This window comes from Nostoc paludosum FACHB-159 (genome assembly GCF_014698835.1).
Classification (GTDB): Bacteria; Cyanobacteriota; Cyanobacteriia; order Cyanobacteriales; family Nostocaceae; genus Nostoc; species Nostoc paludosum.
Genome location: NZ_JACJTU010000023.1, coordinates 24,992 through 42,458 on the forward strand (window position 1 = coordinate 24,992; position 17,467 = coordinate 42,458).

Consider the following 17,467-nt stretch of genomic DNA (forward strand, 5'->3'; position numbering starts at 1 on the left):
GGAGTTAGGAGTGAGGAGTTGAAGAAAGTAATTAATTCAAAACTCTGAACTCACGTGGAGACAATATATCTTGTTAAAACCATCCCTACCACTCCTAACTTCAAACTCCTGTAGAGATGCGATTGATCGTGTTTGAACTCCAAACTCCAAACTCCAAACTCTTAACTTTTAACTCCAAACTCCTCACTCCTAACTCCTAACTCCTAACTCCTAACTCTCTTTTGTGTTATGTCAACAAACAAACCACGCGACGTTCAGGTTTTCCCCATTGCTACAGATACAAAAATATTGCGATCGCGCAGTTGGTCAAGGCTGAGATTTGAAATAGAATACGCTCTGGCTAAGGGGACAACTGCTAATTCTTATTTAATTGAAAGCGATAAAAATGCTCTGATTGACCCTCCTGGGGAAACGTTTACAGAAATTTATTTAGAAGCGTTGCAGCAGCGATTTGATGTTACAAAACTAGATTATGTAATTTTGGGACACGTCAACCCCAACCGCGCTGCAACTTTAAAAGCTTTACTGGAAATTGCGCCGCAAATCACCTTTGTCTGTTCTAATCCAGGGGCGATAAATTTACGCGGGGCGCTAGAAAATCCAGATTTGCCAATTCTGGTGATGCGGGGAGAAGAAACTTTAGATTTGGGCAATGGGCATAATTTACAATTTATTCCCACCCCCAACCCCCGCTATGCAGACCACCTTTGCACCTACGATCCGCAAACAGAAATTCTCTACTCAGATAAGTTATTTGGGGCGCATGTTTGCGGAGATCAGGTATTTGATGAAGGCTGGGAAATCTATAACGAAGACCGCCGCTATTATTTTGATTGCCTCATGGCTCCCCACGCCCGTCAAGTTGAAACAGCGCTGGAGAAGCTTGCAGATTTACCCGTGCGAATGTACGCGACTGGACATGGCGCTTTGGTGCGCTATGGCTTAATCGAACTTACCAAAGCTTACCGACAATGGAGCCAACAACAAACTTCTGCTGACTTGACAGTAGCGTTGATTTATGCATCAGCCTATGGAAATACAACCACCTTAGCTCAGGCGATCGCTCGTGGCATCACCAAAGCTGGCGTCGCGGTAGAATCGATTAATTGTGAATTCACCGACCCAGAGGACATCCGTGCTGCTGTGGAAAAATCCGCTGGCTTTGTCATCGGTTCTCCTACCCTTGGCGGTCATGCACCTACACCCGTACAAACAGCTTTAGGAATTGTCCTAGCCACAGCTACGAATAATAAACTGGCTGGCGTGTTTGGTTCCTTTGGTTGGAGTGGTGAAGCCGTTGATTTAATTGAAGGCAAATTGAAAGATGCTGGTTATCGGTTTGGTTTTGATACCATCCGCGTCAAGTTTAAACCAAACGATCCTACCTTGCAGCTTTGCGAACAAGCGGGTACTGACTTTGCCCAAACATTGAAGAAAACGAAAAAAGTGCGATCGCAAAGTGTTCCCGCCACTAACGTTGAACAAGCTGTTGGACGAATTGTCGGTTCGCTGTGCGTTCTCACAGCCAAACAAGACGATATATCCAGCGCCATGTTAGCTTCTTGGGTATCCCAGGCTAGCTTTAGTCCCCCTGGTTTAACCATCGCTGTCGCCAAAGACCGCGCCGTGGAAAGTTTGACACATTCAGGAAATAAATTTGTCCTGAATATCCTTAAAGAAGGCAATCACTTGGGATTGATGAAACACTTCCTCAAACCCTTTGGCCCCGGACAAGACCGATTTGCCGATGTCGCCGCCGGAGAAGCACAAAACGGTTCTCCGATTCTGACGGATGCTTTAGCATATCTCGAATGTTCTGTACAAAACCGGATGGAATCTGGCGACCATTGGCTGGTTTATGCAACCGTGGATAATGGCAAATTGTTAGATACTGATGGTGTCACAGCCGTGCATCATCGCAAATCGGCAACTCATTATTAATCAATCCTCGCCAATTTACGACCCCAGGATATTTTTGCCAGTACAATGTTACCCTCCTCGCCTCCCTTGCGGGGTAGGGTACTTTGACTTTGGCTAATCTGGGAAGAAACCGAAAAGTTAATTTTCAACTATTACTTACGCCGTCAACCATCTGTGCTATTATATTTTTGTAAGTGACTTACAAATCAAGTCACTTACAACATAGAAGACAAGCTAAAAAACACTTAAACTCTACTTTTGCAGAAGTAGTGTATAAGCTAAAACAAAACAAACAGAACAACAATTAGATTTTATCTGCGTGCCTACTTCTCCTTTAGTAGTTTTAATACTAAAACTAGAGATTTCAGGATAGAGTCTGTATTGCGTGAAATATAAGCTACTACTACCAGTTGCGGTAAAAGTAGCAAAAAAAGAAGATAGATTTCCTTCACTTTTCTCCTTGTTTTTATTTTGTGGTAGACAAGCAAATAAATTCGACAAGCACCTCGATTTAAATCAAGGTGCAAATCTTTTTTTTTGCATTATTTAGTCATATTGTACTATATTCTATTTTTTTTATTACAGTTGTGCTAAATTTAGAGCCAATTTTTCGCCTTACAGATGAACAGTTTTATCAACTATGCATGGCCAATAAAAATTTAAACTTAGAACTGGATGCAAAAGGAGAACTGATTATTGCGCCACCAGTAGGCGGAGAAAGTGGAAATCAAGAGGCAGACTTAATTACTGATTTGAATATTTGGAATCGCCAAACAAAATTAGGAATAGTTTTTAGTTCTTCAACTATTTTCAGCTTGCCAAATGGAGCAAAGCGATCGCCTGATGCAGCTTGGGTAGAATTGTCACGATGGCAAGCGCTAACTCTTGAGCAACGTCAAAAATTCCCACCATTGACGCCTGACTTTATAATTGAACTGAGATCCCAGAGCGATCGCTTAAAAACTCTGCAAGACAAAATGCAAGAGTATATAGAAAATGGTTTACGCTTGGGTTGGCTGATTGATCCTCAAGGCAAGCAAGTAGAGATTTACCGACCAACACACCCTGTAGAAATAGTTAAAGTGCCAGCATTACTTTCTGGAGAAGAGGTTTTGCCTGGGTTTGAATTAGAAGTTTGATTCTGAGAATTCACGAGTCAGAATAAAGACTTTTACAAAAAATCTATTTTTCCCGATTAAAGTTTCCCTTATCTGTGGCTAATTACTAACATTATTTTTGATTTATCGACTAAAAAGTCAGTTGACAAGACACCGAAAAATCTGTTAATTATTAATCAACTGACAAGTCAGTCGATTAACAAAAATGCCCACAAATAAGAAAATTATCATTATCGGCGGCGGAATTGGCGGCGCTGCAACTGCACTTGCTTTGCACAGAATTGGTTTAGAAGCAGTTGTCTATGAGCAAACAAAGCAACTGCGGGAGGTAGGCGCTGGAATTGCACTTTGGGCAAATGCCACACACATCCTGAAAAATTTTGGTTTGTTAGAAGAAGCCCTTGGGGTTGGTTATGTAACGACAAATTACCAATTCAACTCGCAAAACGGTAAGGAGTTAGTTAATATACCTGTTGATGGTTTTGAGTTGCCTGTTATTGCCATACATAGGGCTGAATTACATCAGCTATTGTGGCGTAATGTACCGAATGAAAATTTTGTTTTAGGGCAAACTTTTGAGAAATTGGAAATCGCAGAAAATAAGGTTTGCGCTCATTTCAGTTCTGGTTTAATTGTTGAGGGAAATGCTTTAATTGGCGCTGATGGTTTGCGATCGCGGGTACAGGATGCCCTCAAGTGCCATGCGCCACTCATCTATCGCAACTTTAAGACTTGGCGCGGTCTGACAGATTACGTTCCCAGAGGATACCGTCCCGGCTACATTCAGGAGTTTTTAGGAGGCGGTCAAGGCTTCGGCTTCATGATGCTGGGCAAAGGGCGGATGTATTGGTATGCGGTCGCCACCGCCACTGAGGGACAGCCAGATGCCCCAATCGGTCGGAGAAAAGAGCTAGAAAGCATGTTTCAAGATTGGTTTGCATCGGTTCCTGAGTTGATTGCAGCGACGGATGAAGCCAATATTCTGACAACAGATTTGTACGATCGCCCCCCAACTAAACCTTGGAGCAAGCAAAATATTACACTGTTGGGTGATGCTGCACATCCAATGCTGCCAACTATGGGGCAGGGAGCCTGTACGGCATTAGAAGATGCTTTTGTGGTGGCCAAGTGTCTCAAACAACCTTTCAATCCAACACTAGCTTTCCAACAGTATGAATTAGAGCGGTTTCCCCGCACAAAGGCGATGGTTGAGCAATCCTTACGAGCAGGGAAAATGGGTGAATTGCATCATCCTTTGAGCGTGGCAGTACGAAATACATTTATGAAACTTATGGGAGCAACTATTAGTAGTAGTTTTAAGTCACTCCATGCTTACAGAGCTTGAATATCAAGGGATAGGTGAAAGTAATGCCTAAATGGCAACATTGCTTCCCTGAGTTTAGCTATTGTCAGTGTTGAGTTTATCCATTGTGGACTCGACATCTAGAGCGATCGCCTAATTACGTAGTTTTTGTATCTAAGTTTATATTTAAGTTGCAATTTCGTACTGAATTTACCAATTGCACTCTCATCTGCTCAAATATATATAGCTAGGAGGAATAAATTTGGTATACCTAATGATCTGTGCATACCAAAATCTACGTTAGAAAGACAAGAGATTAAACATGTAAGCAAGAGGTAGTATAACAACGTAAAACTACGACAGAGCGTCTAATAGAAGTTAATTTAGCTGCACGCAGTTAATATAAACGCAATTTGTAGCTTTTCCGTAGTTGACTAGTGGTAGATTTGAGTTATTCTTGGAGCGATCGCTTCGTGTAGGAATCTACCCTGACAGGAGTGTATAAAGACATAAGTTATATTTAACAATTCTGTCCCAGATTTTGAACTTCCAAACTGAATAGTTTGATACGGCGCTCAAAACTCCGATGCTCTACCCTAAACAAGGTAGTCAATTAAAGACTCAATATCATCTATCTTGTAATTGTAATGAATAGTTTACAATACCAGTGGATGGGAAAATCTAAAGAAAATATAAAAGTAACTCAAACGACTGTGGTGTCTGGAGGACAAAAGTGTTTCTGAGACTAGCACATCAACATAGACAATTCGTTCAAGACTTGGTAATGAACCTGCAAGCCTTGGCGATTGTACTGGAGCGACGTGGGTATCCTGCGTCCTGTTATACGTGTGGCGACCAGATGAATAGTGCATCATTTATGGTTAGCTTGGGTGATAACCACCTGATTCGGTTTTTAGTGTCCGACTACGGGATTACTTGGACGGAAATGCGGGATGACCGCGAATTAATGAAGCTAGAAGGTGCAGAGGCAATTAACCAATTACAAGAGTTGGCTAATCTTGTCAAACAATCTATGCAAATCGATACAGACTCCAAAACTTTGGCCAAGAAGTGTTAAGGTTCCAAAAGTCAATGGTGAATGACAAATTGATTCTCGGTAACTGGTGATTGGTAATAGCGGCTTGCTTAGCGATCGCTAATTACTCATTCTCCGTTACCCTTCAGTGGTTGGCTGGTGATTGCCTGCCGCATATTTTTTTTGTATCTACCAAAACTTCACAACGAAAATTGAGCTATCAGGTGCTAAAACGCACCACACTTAGAGGTGGCGTATATGGCTGCCCAATCCTGCAACGCGATCGCTCCTGTTGTGGGAAAATCTCATCAAAATTTTTATGCGATCGTAAAAGGATTCAGTAATGGGATACCGCAGCTATCAAAATCGCGGGTGTTGCGCGTTACTAGAGTTAGCTGGTGAATTTGGGCAGTAGCAGCAATCATCATATCTGCTTGAGTGTGCGTTTTTCCGATTAATCTTAGTTGACCCCGTAGTTCGCCAGAACGTTTAGCAATTTCAGCGGTAATAGGCAATATTTGGCAGTAATTCTCCAGAAAATTCTCAAACCAATTTTCAATTCTGGGGTTCGGCTTTAATGTCAGTCCATAAGATATTTCCTCAACAGTAATGACGCTGATAGCAATTGAAGAAACTCTTGCCGCCCATGTTAATACACCAGAATTCGGTTGAGGTCGCGCTAGTTCGCTGAGAATGTTGGTGTCACACAGAAACGTCATTGAGGACATCAGCGAAAGAATCAAAACGGTCTTGACGAGGAGATATTTCTAGGGTGTAGTCTTCCTTGGCAGCAATTTGGTGTAGTTCTGTAAAAGCATCTGCTAGAGATAGTTTTCCCTTGTTTTGTTGCCAAGACAAGAATTCTTCAAAGACTTTAGCCTCTATAACAACTGCCACCAAGCGATCGCGATTGTAAATCCGTTGGGGTTCTTGAAGTGCAGCGTTAATCAATTCCGAGAACTTCTGTTTGGCTTGTGCAATTCTCCAATTCATCGCGCCATTTCTTGTAAATCGTAATTATGTCCATTATAGGCATGAATCATGTCTATGATTTTGTAACAAAACTTGACAAAAAAATCAAAATTCCAACTTTCAAATTATTAGCTCAGAACAGTTAGGCATAAAAGGCTTTTAATCCAAAATCCAAAACTTGTACTGAGCCTGTCGAAGTATCCAAAATCCTAAAGTCCGTTACCAATCAAAATAAACGGTGCCCAGTAATAGGGATGACTAAAGTTACTAATTCGCCTTGCAGGTGCATTGCCATTTTTTATCGAGTATCCACTAATTAATGAGATTTGAGCTTGTCGTAAGGCTTCGGTTTTAGTCAGTTTCTTAGAAGAGAGAATATTATAAAAAGCACTCATCAGTGCTTGTGTACCACCATCATCCACAGACCATAACGAGGCGATGGCTGCTCTAGCGCCGGTTTGCTGCATTTGATAGCCAAAGCCCAAAATTTCCTCACCGTTACCTAACTTGCCTCCCAAGCCAGTTTCGCAGGCACTCAACACTACCAAATCTACATTGGGGAGTGACCAAGTAGAGACATTTCTAAAATTAACGCGATCGCCATTCCCGAATAAAATAAACGAATCTTCTGGTTTACCCACCACAAAGGCTGCATGAGTCGCTAAATGGACAATTGTATAATCATCCATTTGAGGTACAGCGACTTCAGGACTAAAGTCATCATCTAAAAGCTTCTTAGTTTCAGGAACCGCCGCAGCTAAACTTTCCACTTCCCGCGTTGCAAACGGCAAACCAGCGAAAGCAACCTGCCGATTACCAACTTTGATTTCATAATTACCTTTAGTAAAAGCACCTGCTAAAGCCCGCAAATTAGATTGTTTTGCAGTGTTTAAGTTAGTCAGACTCGCAGATGTAATGTGATTCACACTAAAGCGCTGCACTAGCCATTGTTTGCCATCATATAAAGCAGTTAAAGGAATGTAGCGTAACTGCTCATCTGGAGCGTAAATCAGAGTTTGTGTACCTAAGACCTGCAAGTCTTTTTCTATTGGTTTAATTAGCCAGTTATATAATTGGCGTGCAGGTGCTTTGACATTTTCACTAGGATTGATTAAAGCTTCGCGGAAGTTCTCAATTGTCTGATGGAGATTTTCGCTTTTCACCGCAACAGTGCGATGAATTGGTGGAGAATCGGGAGTTACTAATACCAATTCCAAGCTATCTTTTAAAATCAGTGGGTAGATTAGCGCAGATTTTTGGGGCAATCGCGCTAGATTATCCCGAATTTGATTGAGACTTTCCAAATCCAGATTTTGCCGCCTAGCTGTACGGCTAATTTGTTCTATTTGCGCTTTTACTTGAGGACTATCGAGAAACTTGTTAAATTCATCCAAGAGTTGCTGCTGGTTTAATACTAACTGTTCAATGCGTTGTTTTTGTTGTGGCGATCGCTCTTGCGGAGGAATTTTTCGGAGTTTTGTTAGTTCTTTACCCAGTACAACAGCATTATCTAGGGTTTTATCTAACTTTTGTTTAATTGGTTTTTCTTGTGCCACTATATCAATGCCTTTAGCAGTACGTTGATTACCTGGCACATTTTGGAGATACTCCTCTAGTTCTTCAACTTTGAGTAAATCTATTGTTCGTTGAGCTTCAGGAATACGTTTTTGCTTGAGCAATCGCTCACCTAAAATTCGATATGTCTGACTAACAGTAATGCTGTAAGCATTTGGTTGTGGTGCAGCTAGTGTTAATGGATTCAAACGAGCTTTTTCCCGGTTGATTACGCAACCTTTATAGAAAAGAATTGCTAACTCTGGTTTGTTTTGGATATCAAATAAGTAACCTACATTACTATAGGTTTTACCAAGTTGAACTAGATCTCCGAGTTCTTTATTAATCACTATCGCTTGCTGATAAGATTGAAGTGCTTCGGGATACTTTCTTTGACTTTGATATACTCTACCGATGTTATTAAATGTTACAGCTTCCCAAGAGCGATCGCCGTATTCTCTACTAATAGCTAATGCTTTTTCTAATGTTTGCAATGCTTGTTGCGATTGATCTTGCTGAGATTGTTTGATAGCTTGTTCGTTGAGCCTTTCAATTTCTGAGACTTGATTCTTCTGGGGTAAAGCTTGAGCTTTTTCTCCCAAATGCAATCGCAACTTTGTATTTGTACTTACTTGGTTATTTTCTGGGTATGCCATCCCAAAACCTAGTAAACTAAGTAGAGTCAAAGTCACAACTCTAACATATCCGAGATTAGGCTGCATAACAAAACACTCTTTATACTCAGAAGTGTAAATCTTAAATCAACAAGTCGGGGAAAGCAATTAATTTTTAAACTACTCTATATTTCGATAATTTATAGCTTCTCAAAATAGATGTCCAGAAACTTGAAAATGTCAGAAGAAAAACCCAACCAACCAAAACTACCACCAACCAGTGCCCTTGACGTTCCATCAAATCAGGCATTTGAGAACTGGTTTGAATATCCTGTAAGAGTGCAACCACACCACACTGACTATGCAGGTATTGTCTGGCACGGTTCCTATCTGACTTGGATGGAAGAAGCACGGGTTGAATGCTTGCGGTCTATCGGGATTGAATTTGCTGATTTAGTAGCTTTAGGTTGCGATTTACCAGTTGTAGAATTGTCGGTGCGCTATCATCGTTCAATTCAATTAGGTATGGCAGCGGTAGTTAAAACCCGTATGGCTGAAGTGACTGGCGTCCGCATCAATTGGGATTATGCCATTGTCTCATCTGATGGACAAGAATTATACGTCACTGCCAAGGTAACCTTAGTAGCTTTAGATCGCGAAAGAGGCAAGATTATGCGTCAGTTACCGCCAAGTGTTAAAGATGCCTTGGCTAAAGTTTCAGCATTGAATAATACTTAAGCGATAAATTAATTCTGAATGCACAATTCAGAATTAATTTTTTACTTGCCGCGTTGGATCTGCGAGATAGTTTGAGCGAACTGCGTTATATGATGCCAAATATCTTGTGGAGTAATGCCAAAACCGATGTTTAATAAAACTAGGATTGCCGCAATAGTTAATGCACTACTCACCGTTGCTTTTAGCAACTTCCACAATATTATAAAGACAATCCAAGCTACAATCAACGTAGCAATCATAATAGATAAATTCCTTAATAATACCCTTTATTTGAAAACGTGTTGAGTCAGAAAAAATAAACTTTTATTCCAGTAACAATTACTAATGTTAAAGCTGTTAGGCCTAATTGTGAGTAGATACTAAAGCTAAGATTTGTGTAACTGTACCAATGTCATATTACATGAAAATACGACAAAAATTCACATAAGAGGCTACTTATTTGGCAATTTGGCAGAATTCCTAGAAAAAATATTTTCTATAATTTTTGTATCAATAATCACACAATACAAAGTTATATATAACAATCCTAGATGAATTATGAAAATTTGCGGTGTCTAGATCCCCGACTTCTTTGAGAAGTCGGGGATCTAATTTTTCACGAATGATTTAGGACTGTTATAGTAATTTAATGATTAAGGAAGGGCAAATGATGTACTTGCTATAATCTCTTCATAAGCATTTAGGAAAGCTTGAAAATGCGCCAATTTAGCCTTGGAGACATCCAAAATCTCCACAGCGATGTTTTAGAACAGGCTGCGACGGAACCAGTGGTACTGACAAGCAAATCGCAAGCTAGTTACGTAATTATGTCGGTGGACAATTACGAGCAATTAATGAATCGAATTGCTCAATTAGAAGATTTTATTTTAGGTCAACAAGCACAAATGGCTGTGGCTAATTCTAGAATGGTTGGTTCGGAGATTTTTACCACAGAACTTGAACGTTTAGCAGCGCTTGATGATTAATTTCAAGTATGGCGAAGTTAGACGGTTTAGAGACGGTTCTCGATTTTCTCAAAGGTTTACAACCTAAAATAGCTGCTCAAATAGCGAAAAAAGTAATGTCACTCAATGTTGACCCCTTACCCGTAGATTATAAAGAATTAATCGGTTATCCAGGATATTATCGGATAGATTCTGGAGAATATCGTATTGTTTACCGCTTTGATATAGATGCAGATTTGGTCGAGGTGATTTTAGTTGGTAAACGTAACGATGATGAAGTATATAAACAACTCAAACGTTTGCTGGGCTAGAGATTTATAGAGCCATATCTGACGACAAGCGGCTGTACATCTACGCATTTCTTGGGAGCGAGAAATTTGAGCAAAATCGTTAGCCTTCAGCATTAGACTGAAGGCTAAACAAGAATCGATCGAGAGCCAGAAAATGTGCCTTTTGGGTATTTGAGTAAAGGGTTTTATCGCAGAGAAATTATCCGCGAGTGAGTTTCTAACTTTTCAGTCGCGATTAAAACTTCTTGTCTTGCCCATCGATCTGCTGCCAAAATGTCATCTAAAGAGGGATTTGCACGGTTATCATTTTGATGGCGATCGCACACCAATTCGATACAACGAGGAATATCTAAAAAGCGAATTTTTTCTTCTAAAAATAAAGCTACAGCTTGTTCATTTGCGGCATTTAATACAGCAGGCATGGAACCACCAGCTTTACCCACAGCATAAGCCAACTGCATACAAGGATATTTCTGGTGATCTGGTTCGCGGAAGGTTAAATTTCCAGCTTTCACCAAATCTAAGCGTTCCCAGTTGGTGTAAATGCGATCGGGCCAAGATAAAGCATACAGTAAAGGTAAGCGCATATCCGGCCAACCGAGTTGGGCTAAAACTGAAGTATCTTGCAATTCAATGAGTGAGTGAATAATACTTTGGGGATGAATGACAATTTCGATATCGTCATAATCCAAGCCAAACAGGAAGTGAGCCTCAATTACTTCCAGTCCTTTATTCATCAAAGTAGCAGAGTCTACAGTGATTTTACGCCCCATCGACCAATTTGGATGTTTCAAAGCATCAGCAACAGTCACTTCTGCTAATTTTTCTACATCCCAATCCCGGAAAGCCCCACCCGATGCTGTCAGTAAAATCCGCCGCAAACCATTTTTTGGCACACCTTGTAAGCATTGAAATATCGCGGAATGTTCGGAATCCGCAGGTAATAATTTTACTCCGTGCTTTTGAATTAGGGGTAGAACTACGGGACCGCCAGCAATCAGAGTTTCCTTGTTTGCCAAGGCGATATCTTTACCAGCTTCTATAGCTGCGATCGTCGGTAGCAAACCAGCACAACCGACGATTCCCGTCACAACCGTTTGGGCTTCACCGTAGCGGGCAACTTCTATGACTCCAGCTTCCCCAGCCAGTAGAATCGGTTGCGGATCGAGGTCTTTAACGGCTTCTTTGAGTGCTGGTAATCCATCTTCTAAGCAAATTGCTGCTATTTGCGGCCGAAATTGCCGAATTTGAGCAGCCAACATTTCCACATTGCGCCCAGCTGCCAATCCCACAATCCGAAATTGATCTGGGTACTGACTCACAATATCTAAAGTCTGAGTCCCGATAGAACCAGTAGAACCAACAAGAGTAATCGCTTTCACAATTATTTTAGGATTTACAGATAACTCTCAATATAAATTGCTGAGGACTCTTTGATAACAGCGATCGCCATAATCGATACATTGGATGAGGGGAGTGGGGAGATGGGGGAGACGCGGGGACGTGGAGAATAACCAATGCCCAATGCCCAATGGCAAAAATTGTATTGATAAATACGACATCTTTAGATATGATTGCTGAGAAATTTGCAAAAATAAGCAAAAGAGAAAATATTTTCTAGTAATTGGCAATCTGTTCGATTTGTGAGTGTGTGTGGTGGAGGATTAAATATGCAAAATCTTACTGATAACTTTAAGCTACCTGTGCTGTATTCATAGATAAAAGGATGGATAAAGTAGTATTTTGAAATACTCAAGTCTATGGCCAAAGTTCAGATAGCTATAAGAAAAATTTTATGGAAGACTGATTTCCTATATCCCGCAGCAATATGGCTTGCCAGTCGAATATTCATTTGGATAGCTATGTTGCTGGTTGCGCCAAGGCTACCGTTACCAGCAGATGCGTTTGTGCCGCGTTTTGGCTGGGAGGTTTTTGATGGATGGGATAGTATCCATTACCGAGCGATCGCAACTTCTGGTTATGAATTTGTCGATGACGGTAACCAACATAATCTAGCCTTTTTCCCACTGTTTCCCTTAAGTATCTGGTTTTTGATGAGGCTGGGTTTGCCGTTTGAATTAGCGGGCATCTCGATCAACAACCTAGCATTTTTCGCAGCCCTTTACTGTTTATATTTTTGGATTAAGGAGCATTATGGCAACACTGCCGCCCAGTGGGTGAGTGCTGTGTTTTGTTGCTATCCATCGTCTATGTTTGCGACGGTTATTTACACAGAAGGACTGTATTTGTTTTTGAGTACGGCGGCCTTGCGGGCTTTCGATCGCAAAGAATATCGCTGGACTGCATTGTGGGGCGCAATGGCCACAGCAACACGTCCCACAGGTATGGCACTAATTCCAGCATTAGCGATGGCAGCATGGAAAGAACGCAGACCACCCATTGCTTATATTGCCGCCTTTGCCACCGCTATTGGCGTACTTCTATTCAGTTTGTATTGTGCGATTTATTTTGGTAACCCTTTAGCTTTTATCCAAGCACAACGGGGATGGCGGCCTTCCCTGGGATTTGATTGGCAAGGTTGGTTAAATATGCTGATGCAAATTGTAGTAGGTAGCAAGAATTGGGAATTTGGTTGGGTGAAAAACCCATCTGGCGGCATTCAAGACCCTTGGTATCCCTTATTGGTGGCTGTAATTGTTGGCAGTGGCTATCTTTTATGGCGGTTTCAGAAACATTCAATTTCTGGGAAATTAGTTTATGGCTTTTATGCTTTAGTTGTATTTTTGTTTGTTTTGGCAAGTGAGCAATGGATGAATAACTTGCTGAACTTGTTCATGGTCTTAGGTGGTGGCTTTGTGCTGTGGCGCTTACATCGACAACTCACCCCAGTTACAGTTATCTATGGCTTTTGCGGTATTGGTTTGCTGCTAGCCTCTGGAGGTACCATTTCCTTGAGCCGTTTAGCATATGGAATTGTACCTTTGAGTGTCGCCATTGGTGTGCTGCTATCTCGCCATCCTCGTCAGGGATATTTTATACTAGGCTTATTTGTGACATTTTTAGCCAAAATAGCTGTAGGCTTTGCCCAAGAGCATTGGGTTGGGTAAAAGAGATTGGGCATTGGGCACTTGTACTGAGCTTGTCCTGAGCGTAGTCGTTGGCGCAGCCTCTCGTAGAGAAGTATGGGGCATTGGGGCGATCGCTCTTGGGGGAACGATTACCATTGAATTTGAGGAACTGCAAATCGCCACAGATGAACCAAGTTTGCTCCACAGATCATTCAATTGTGGATCTGCGCGATCGCTGCCGTAGTCATCTTACCCATACTTTTGTTCACTCAAGATTGATCGAATTTTCCCCTCTTGAGCCAATGGGTGGCTTTGGGTTATTTCTCAAGCCGCCATCTGCGAAGTTGTAGGTCACGGGCTTTTGACATATAGCCTAGCTAAGTTTTCCTCTGTGGTTGTCTCTTTAGTACATCTGTTAGAGCCAGTATTTAGCGGCATTTTTGCTTTCTTCATATTTTCGGAAGAATTAAGTTTTTTTAATTTGATGGGTTTCGCTGTGGTTTTAATCGGTCTATACTTAGCCATATCTAGCCAAGTTGCAGCCGAACCACGATTTCAGTAATCAGTCAATACTATTTTTGTTAAAACTTTGCTAAAAATATGACGATAAAACAGGCATTCCTACAACCAAAGTTGTCCTTAACACCAGCTTTAGTAGGAACTTTGTCATTATTTTTCGCCCTTATTCCCATATCTTTGGCGCCATCTCTGACCAAATTATGTCAACTAGAAATTGGCGCAAATGCTGTAGTATTTCATCGCAGTTGGATTGCTACAATCGTCTTTGCTCTTTGGAATGGACTTGAAGCTTTCCGCTACCAACAGTCTGACAATCAAGCGATCGAACACAAGCCTTTAACCAAACAAGAAATTTGCCTGTTGTTAGCAATGGGAACGGCTGCTGCAACCTACCTACTTTTGTGGGCTTGGTCGCTGAGTCAAACTAACGTTGCCAACGTGGCTTTGCTGTCTAATTTGAATTCCTTGTTCGTTGCTTTGGCTGGTTATCTGTTATTCGGTCGGCGCTTCGATTATAGATTCGTTGTTGGTTTGGCGATCGCCTTGCTGGGAGCGATCGCATTTGAAATCAACAAGGTGCAATTTGCCACTGACCAAATAATTGGTGATGCTTTAGCATTTTTGACTGCGATTTTCATGGCAACGTGTATGCTGCTGATAGAAAAACTCCGGTCTCGATTTAGCACCGCAACCATCATGCTGTGGCGCTGTGGAATCACAACAATGTTCCTCCTACCCGTCCTTCCATTTTTAGAAGATAGACTACTCCCCTATTCGTGGCTGGGTTGGTTTTTCATTATTTTTCAAGCCCTTTTCTGCCAAGTCTTGGGTCAAGGACTTTTAGCTTACAGCCTCAGCAGAATCTCTTCAGGAGTCGTCGCCGTCACCCTTCTAGCCGAACCAGTTTTAGCTTCGATTTTTGCTTGGTTCATTTTTTCAGAACAGGTGGGCTTGTTTGACTGGGTGGCTTTTGCCATAGTTTTAGTAGGTATTTATCTAGCCCAATCTAGTCAATCTGTTGTGAAAGTTACGGATGAAGAATTGTAGCCTGATGCTTAACCCAACCTAAATTTTTTCCATTTCACCGAATTTTTGATCTTAAATCTGTACCCTTCCTACACAAATAATTTCAGGAATCAAATCTAATTCCTATAGCGATTCTTAACTATTAATAATTTGTTCTACTGCAACAGAAACATCTGGAAATGCAAGAGGTTGAATTATTCCCTTAGTTAATGTCAGTTTCGTTGCGTAATCTCCGTCTAAAATTTCTCGAAATACAATTAAATTTAGCTTTTTGAGATTGACAACCCAATATTCTAAAATACCTGCTTGGGCGTAGATTTTGGTTTTGATATCTAAATCTTTTTCTAAACTGGAATTAGCATATTCAATCAACCAGAAAATATTTTCTGGATAGGGATGATGTTCTCGATACTCACGTCCTAAAGGTTGAAAAATAGCAATATCTGGTTCTGGTTCTGAATCGTTAGGTAAGGTAATTGGTTTAGCTTGACGAACTTTAGCACGTTCGCCCAATAATTTTGCTAAATATTCACCAGCTTCACTACTGGAATAAGCGTGTGGTTCTCCTTCCGGCGATATTTCAACTATTTCTCCTTTGAGTAGTTCAACTTTGCGATCGCTCAAAATCCCAGCCTCAATCATCCGGTGATATTCTGCGATCGTCCACTTTGCAACAATCAAACTCATAACGATTAATTCCTCCTAATAATTCTTGATATTTTCCCATTTTAAAGGCAGTTCGCATCCGACTCAGAAGACGCGCCAAAAAGTATGTGATAAAACTGATACACAGGCTAAAACTATAGTTGAATATGTAATTATGTTAAGAGTAATTTTATTGGCGTTGGCGCAGCCAGCCGTAGGCATCGCTACTTTTGTTATTCCTTTGACTAGCTATACCCATAGTCAAGTAATTGCTACCACTGCTAATTATCAAATTTCTCAGAATCAATCAAGACAAATAACTATTGAACGGCTAGGAATTGGTGGTGTAAAACTTTCTATGTCCGAGGCACAAGTCAGAAAAATTTTAGGTAAGCCTGTAAAATTCAAAAATGACTTTATGCCTGCTATTGGTAAAGTTCGTACTCTTCAATATTCAGGTATTACAGTTGATTTAGTTGAAGATTCTCAACCAGATAAATTTACTGTTTATCAAATCAAAACAACTAGTTCTAAATATTCCACAATAGATAAAGTAAAAATCGGTGATACACAATCAAAAGTAATTAAAACCTATGGAAAAACTCAAATAAACCAAGAGGGAAAACTCACCTATTTAAATTACATAGTTGAAGAACCAAGCCCCGGAGGCTTAAATTTTACTTTTGAAAAAGGCAAGCTTACAGAAATTTTCTGCTTTTATCTCATGAATTAAAAAAAGTTGTTACCAGAAAACGCCAATGCAAACCCAACATCCACGCTTTCTCTGGACAAATCCGAAAATTCAAGGCAAACCTCCTCAGCCAAGATACTGGCATTCAGCTATTTTGTATCAAAACTCCATGATTATTTTTGGTGGAGAAAAGAATGATACATTTGAAACTCTAAACGATATACATTTGCTAGATTTAGAAACTTGGACTTGGATACAACCTCAAGTTACTGGCGAAATTCCTCCCAAAAGAAGTTTTCATAATTCTGTTTTAGCTGAAGATAAAATGCTAGTTTGGGGAGGATACCAACAGGCAAAAGATGGAGGATATATTTTTAGTGATGTTGATGTTCATATACTAAATCTAAAAACTTGGCAGTGGTCAGTAATTACCCCTACTGGAACATCACCGACACCTCGCTCTCATCATAGTGCAGTGTTGTTTAAAGATAAACTATTAATTGATGGCGGTTCTTACAGCTGATTCAAAATCTACTCTAAGGGGGGTAATCCTGGGAATAATAAGCAGAGTCCAGGAATATGAAAACGCTGATGACAAAACTGTATAACCAAACCTCAGAAAAGCAAAAACGGCAAGCTCTCAGAAACAATATGCCGCCATGTGAAAAAATAGTTTGGGCAAAACTTAGAAATCAACAAATTGAAAGCTGTAAATTTCGCAGACAATACAGTATTGACAAATTTGTAGTGGATTTTTATTCTTCAGAATTGAGACTTGCTATAGAAATTGATGGTGATAGTCACTATCAAGATGGAGTCCCGGAATATGACCGCGAAAGGCAAGCATTTTTGGAATCAAAGGGTACAAGGTTTTTGAGATTTACGAATCAAGAAGTTTATCAAGATATTGATGGTGTGGTGGAGAAGATTAAGGAAGTTGTTTGTAGGTTGAGGGAAGTTACCCCACCCTAACCCTCCCCTTATAAAGGCTACGGTGTACACACAAGTTATCGAATTACTACCAGTTCTCGAATTACCCCACCCTAACCCTCCCCTTAGAAAGGGGAG

Annotated in this window: 21 protein-coding genes; 14 read left to right on the forward strand and 7 right to left on the reverse strand. The window is 40.7% G+C overall.

From position 1 onward, the window contains the following. Positions 1 to 228: 228 nt before the first annotated feature. From H6H03_RS22280 to H6H03_RS22295, 4 genes are all read left to right on the forward strand, one after another. Complete coding sequence (locus H6H03_RS22280) at positions 229 to 1,941, forward strand: diflavin flavoprotein (RefSeq protein ID WP_190957255.1); 1,713 nt, start codon at positions 229 to 231, stop codon at positions 1,939 to 1,941. Between the two features lie 557 nt (positions 1,942 to 2,498). Beyond that, complete coding sequence (locus H6H03_RS22285; protein ID WP_190957352.1) at positions 2,499 to 3,059, forward strand: Uma2 family endonuclease; 561 nt, start codon at positions 2,499 to 2,501, stop codon at positions 3,057 to 3,059. Between the two features lie 184 nt (positions 3,060 to 3,243). Continuing rightward, positions 3,244 to 4,383 carry an FAD-dependent monooxygenase gene (locus tag H6H03_RS22290; protein WP_190957256.1) on the forward strand — a complete coding sequence of 380 codons (1,140 nt, stop codon included), beginning with the start codon at positions 3,244 to 3,246 and terminating at the stop codon, positions 4,381 to 4,383. 691 nt (positions 4,384 to 5,074) lie between these two features. Continuing rightward, on the forward strand, positions 5,075 to 5,419 hold the full coding sequence (locus H6H03_RS22295; protein WP_096541181.1) for a DUF1815 family protein: 345 nt from the start codon (positions 5,075 to 5,077) through the stop codon (positions 5,417 to 5,419). Positions 5,420 to 5,694: 275 nt separating this feature from the next. Here the strand turns inward: H6H03_RS22295 and H6H03_RS22300 are convergent, their stop codons facing one another. The 3 genes from H6H03_RS22300 to H6H03_RS22310 form a co-directional block, all read right to left on the reverse strand. Next, on the reverse strand, positions 5,695 to 6,096 hold the full coding sequence (locus tag H6H03_RS22300; protein WP_190957257.1) for a type II toxin-antitoxin system VapC family toxin: 402 nt from the start codon (positions 6,094 to 6,096) through the stop codon (positions 5,695 to 5,697). Continuing rightward, on the reverse strand, positions 6,080 to 6,370 hold the full coding sequence (locus tag H6H03_RS22305) for a type II toxin-antitoxin system Phd/YefM family antitoxin (RefSeq protein ID WP_190957258.1): 291 nt from the start codon (positions 6,368 to 6,370) through the stop codon (positions 6,080 to 6,082). Before H6H03_RS22305 ends, H6H03_RS22300 begins: the two co-directional genes overlap by 17 nt. A gap of 188 nt (positions 6,371 to 6,558) precedes the next feature. After that, the gene (locus H6H03_RS22310) at positions 6,559 to 8,625 is read right to left on the reverse strand and encodes a CHAT domain-containing protein (protein ID WP_190957259.1); all 2,067 of its coding nucleotides are present in this window, start codon (positions 8,623 to 8,625) and stop codon (positions 6,559 to 6,561) included. Positions 8,626 to 8,754: 129 nt separating this feature from the next. Here H6H03_RS22310 and H6H03_RS22315 point away from each other — a divergent pair, with 129 nt between their 5' ends. After that, a complete protein-coding gene (locus H6H03_RS22315; protein ID WP_190957260.1) occupies positions 8,755 to 9,255 on the forward strand; it encodes an acyl-CoA thioesterase in 501 nt (166 codons plus the stop codon). Between the two features lie 41 nt (positions 9,256 to 9,296). Here the strand turns inward: H6H03_RS22315 and H6H03_RS22320 are convergent, their stop codons facing one another. After that, on the reverse strand, positions 9,297 to 9,494 hold the full coding sequence (locus H6H03_RS22320; RefSeq protein ID WP_190957261.1) for a hypothetical protein: 198 nt from the start codon (positions 9,492 to 9,494) through the stop codon (positions 9,297 to 9,299). 456 nt (positions 9,495 to 9,950) lie between these two features. On the opposite strand from H6H03_RS22320, the gene H6H03_RS22325 reads away from it, so the two are divergent. Together H6H03_RS22325 and H6H03_RS22330 are read left to right on the forward strand one after the other, a co-directional pair. Beyond that, on the forward strand, positions 9,951 to 10,220 hold the full coding sequence (locus H6H03_RS22325) for a type II toxin-antitoxin system prevent-host-death family antitoxin (protein WP_190957262.1): 270 nt from the start codon (positions 9,951 to 9,953) through the stop codon (positions 10,218 to 10,220). Between the two features lie 8 nt (positions 10,221 to 10,228). Further along, positions 10,229 to 10,510, forward strand: a complete 282-nt coding sequence (locus H6H03_RS22330; protein WP_190957263.1) for a type II toxin-antitoxin system RelE family toxin — start codon at positions 10,229 to 10,231, stop codon at positions 10,508 to 10,510. Positions 10,511 to 10,674: 164 nt separating this feature from the next. Here the strand turns inward: H6H03_RS22330 and H6H03_RS22335 are convergent, their stop codons facing one another. Then, positions 10,675 to 11,871: a 1-deoxy-D-xylulose-5-phosphate reductoisomerase gene (locus tag H6H03_RS22335; protein ID WP_190957264.1), complete on the reverse strand. Its 1,197-nt coding sequence runs from the start codon at positions 11,869 to 11,871 to the stop codon at positions 10,675 to 10,677. 14 nt (positions 11,872 to 11,885) lie between these two features. Next, positions 11,886 to 12,014 carry a hypothetical protein gene (locus tag H6H03_RS41410; protein WP_277926166.1) on the reverse strand — a complete coding sequence of 43 codons (129 nt, stop codon included), beginning with the start codon at positions 12,012 to 12,014 and terminating at the stop codon, positions 11,886 to 11,888. 235 nt (positions 12,015 to 12,249) lie between these two features. On the opposite strand from H6H03_RS41410, the gene H6H03_RS22340 reads away from it, so the two are divergent. The 4 genes from H6H03_RS22340 (at position 12,250) to H6H03_RS22355 (ending at position 15,084) form a co-directional block, all read left to right on the forward strand. Then, a complete protein-coding gene (locus H6H03_RS22340) occupies positions 12,250 to 13,557 on the forward strand; it encodes a mannosyltransferase family protein (protein WP_190957265.1) in 1,308 nt (435 codons plus the stop codon). Then, positions 13,550 to 13,762 (forward strand): hypothetical protein, encoded by a 213-nt coding sequence (locus H6H03_RS22345; RefSeq protein WP_190957266.1) that lies wholly within the window; start codon positions 13,550 to 13,552, stop codon positions 13,760 to 13,762. Before H6H03_RS22340 ends, H6H03_RS22345 begins: the two co-directional genes overlap by 8 nt. A 117-nt stretch (positions 13,763 to 13,879) precedes the next feature. Further along, positions 13,880 to 14,080 (forward strand): EamA family transporter, encoded by a 201-nt coding sequence (locus tag H6H03_RS22350; RefSeq protein WP_242057908.1) that lies wholly within the window; start codon positions 13,880 to 13,882, stop codon positions 14,078 to 14,080. Positions 14,081 to 14,118: 38 nt separating this feature from the next. After that, the gene (locus tag H6H03_RS22355; protein ID WP_190957267.1) at positions 14,119 to 15,084 is read left to right on the forward strand and encodes a DMT family transporter; all 966 of its coding nucleotides are present in this window, start codon (positions 14,119 to 14,121) and stop codon (positions 15,082 to 15,084) included. A gap of 114 nt (positions 15,085 to 15,198) precedes the next feature. On the opposite strand, the gene H6H03_RS22360 is transcribed toward H6H03_RS22355, so the two are convergent. Further along, the gene (locus tag H6H03_RS22360) at positions 15,199 to 15,750 is read right to left on the reverse strand and encodes a Uma2 family endonuclease (protein ID WP_190957268.1); all 552 of its coding nucleotides are present in this window, start codon (positions 15,748 to 15,750) and stop codon (positions 15,199 to 15,201) included. Positions 15,751 to 15,883: 133 nt separating this feature from the next. Here H6H03_RS22360 and H6H03_RS22365 point away from each other — a divergent pair, with 133 nt between their 5' ends. The 3 genes from H6H03_RS22365 to H6H03_RS22375 all read left to right on the forward strand — a co-directional run bounded on the left by H6H03_RS22365 (position 15,884) and on the right by H6H03_RS22375 (position 17,371). Then, positions 15,884 to 16,441, forward strand: coding sequence for a hypothetical protein (locus H6H03_RS22365; RefSeq protein ID WP_190957269.1), 558 nt, complete (start codon positions 15,884 to 15,886; stop codon positions 16,439 to 16,441). A gap of 25 nt (positions 16,442 to 16,466) precedes the next feature. Beyond that, entirely contained in the window at positions 16,467 to 16,922 is a 456-nt protein-coding gene (locus H6H03_RS22370; RefSeq protein ID WP_190957270.1) for a Kelch repeat-containing protein, read from the forward strand. A 68-nt stretch (positions 16,923 to 16,990) separates the two neighbouring features. Continuing rightward, on the forward strand, positions 16,991 to 17,371 hold the full coding sequence (locus tag H6H03_RS22375) for an endonuclease domain-containing protein (RefSeq protein WP_190957271.1): 381 nt from the start codon (positions 16,991 to 16,993) through the stop codon (positions 17,369 to 17,371). The last annotated feature ends 96 nt before the right edge of the window (positions 17,372 to 17,467 follow it).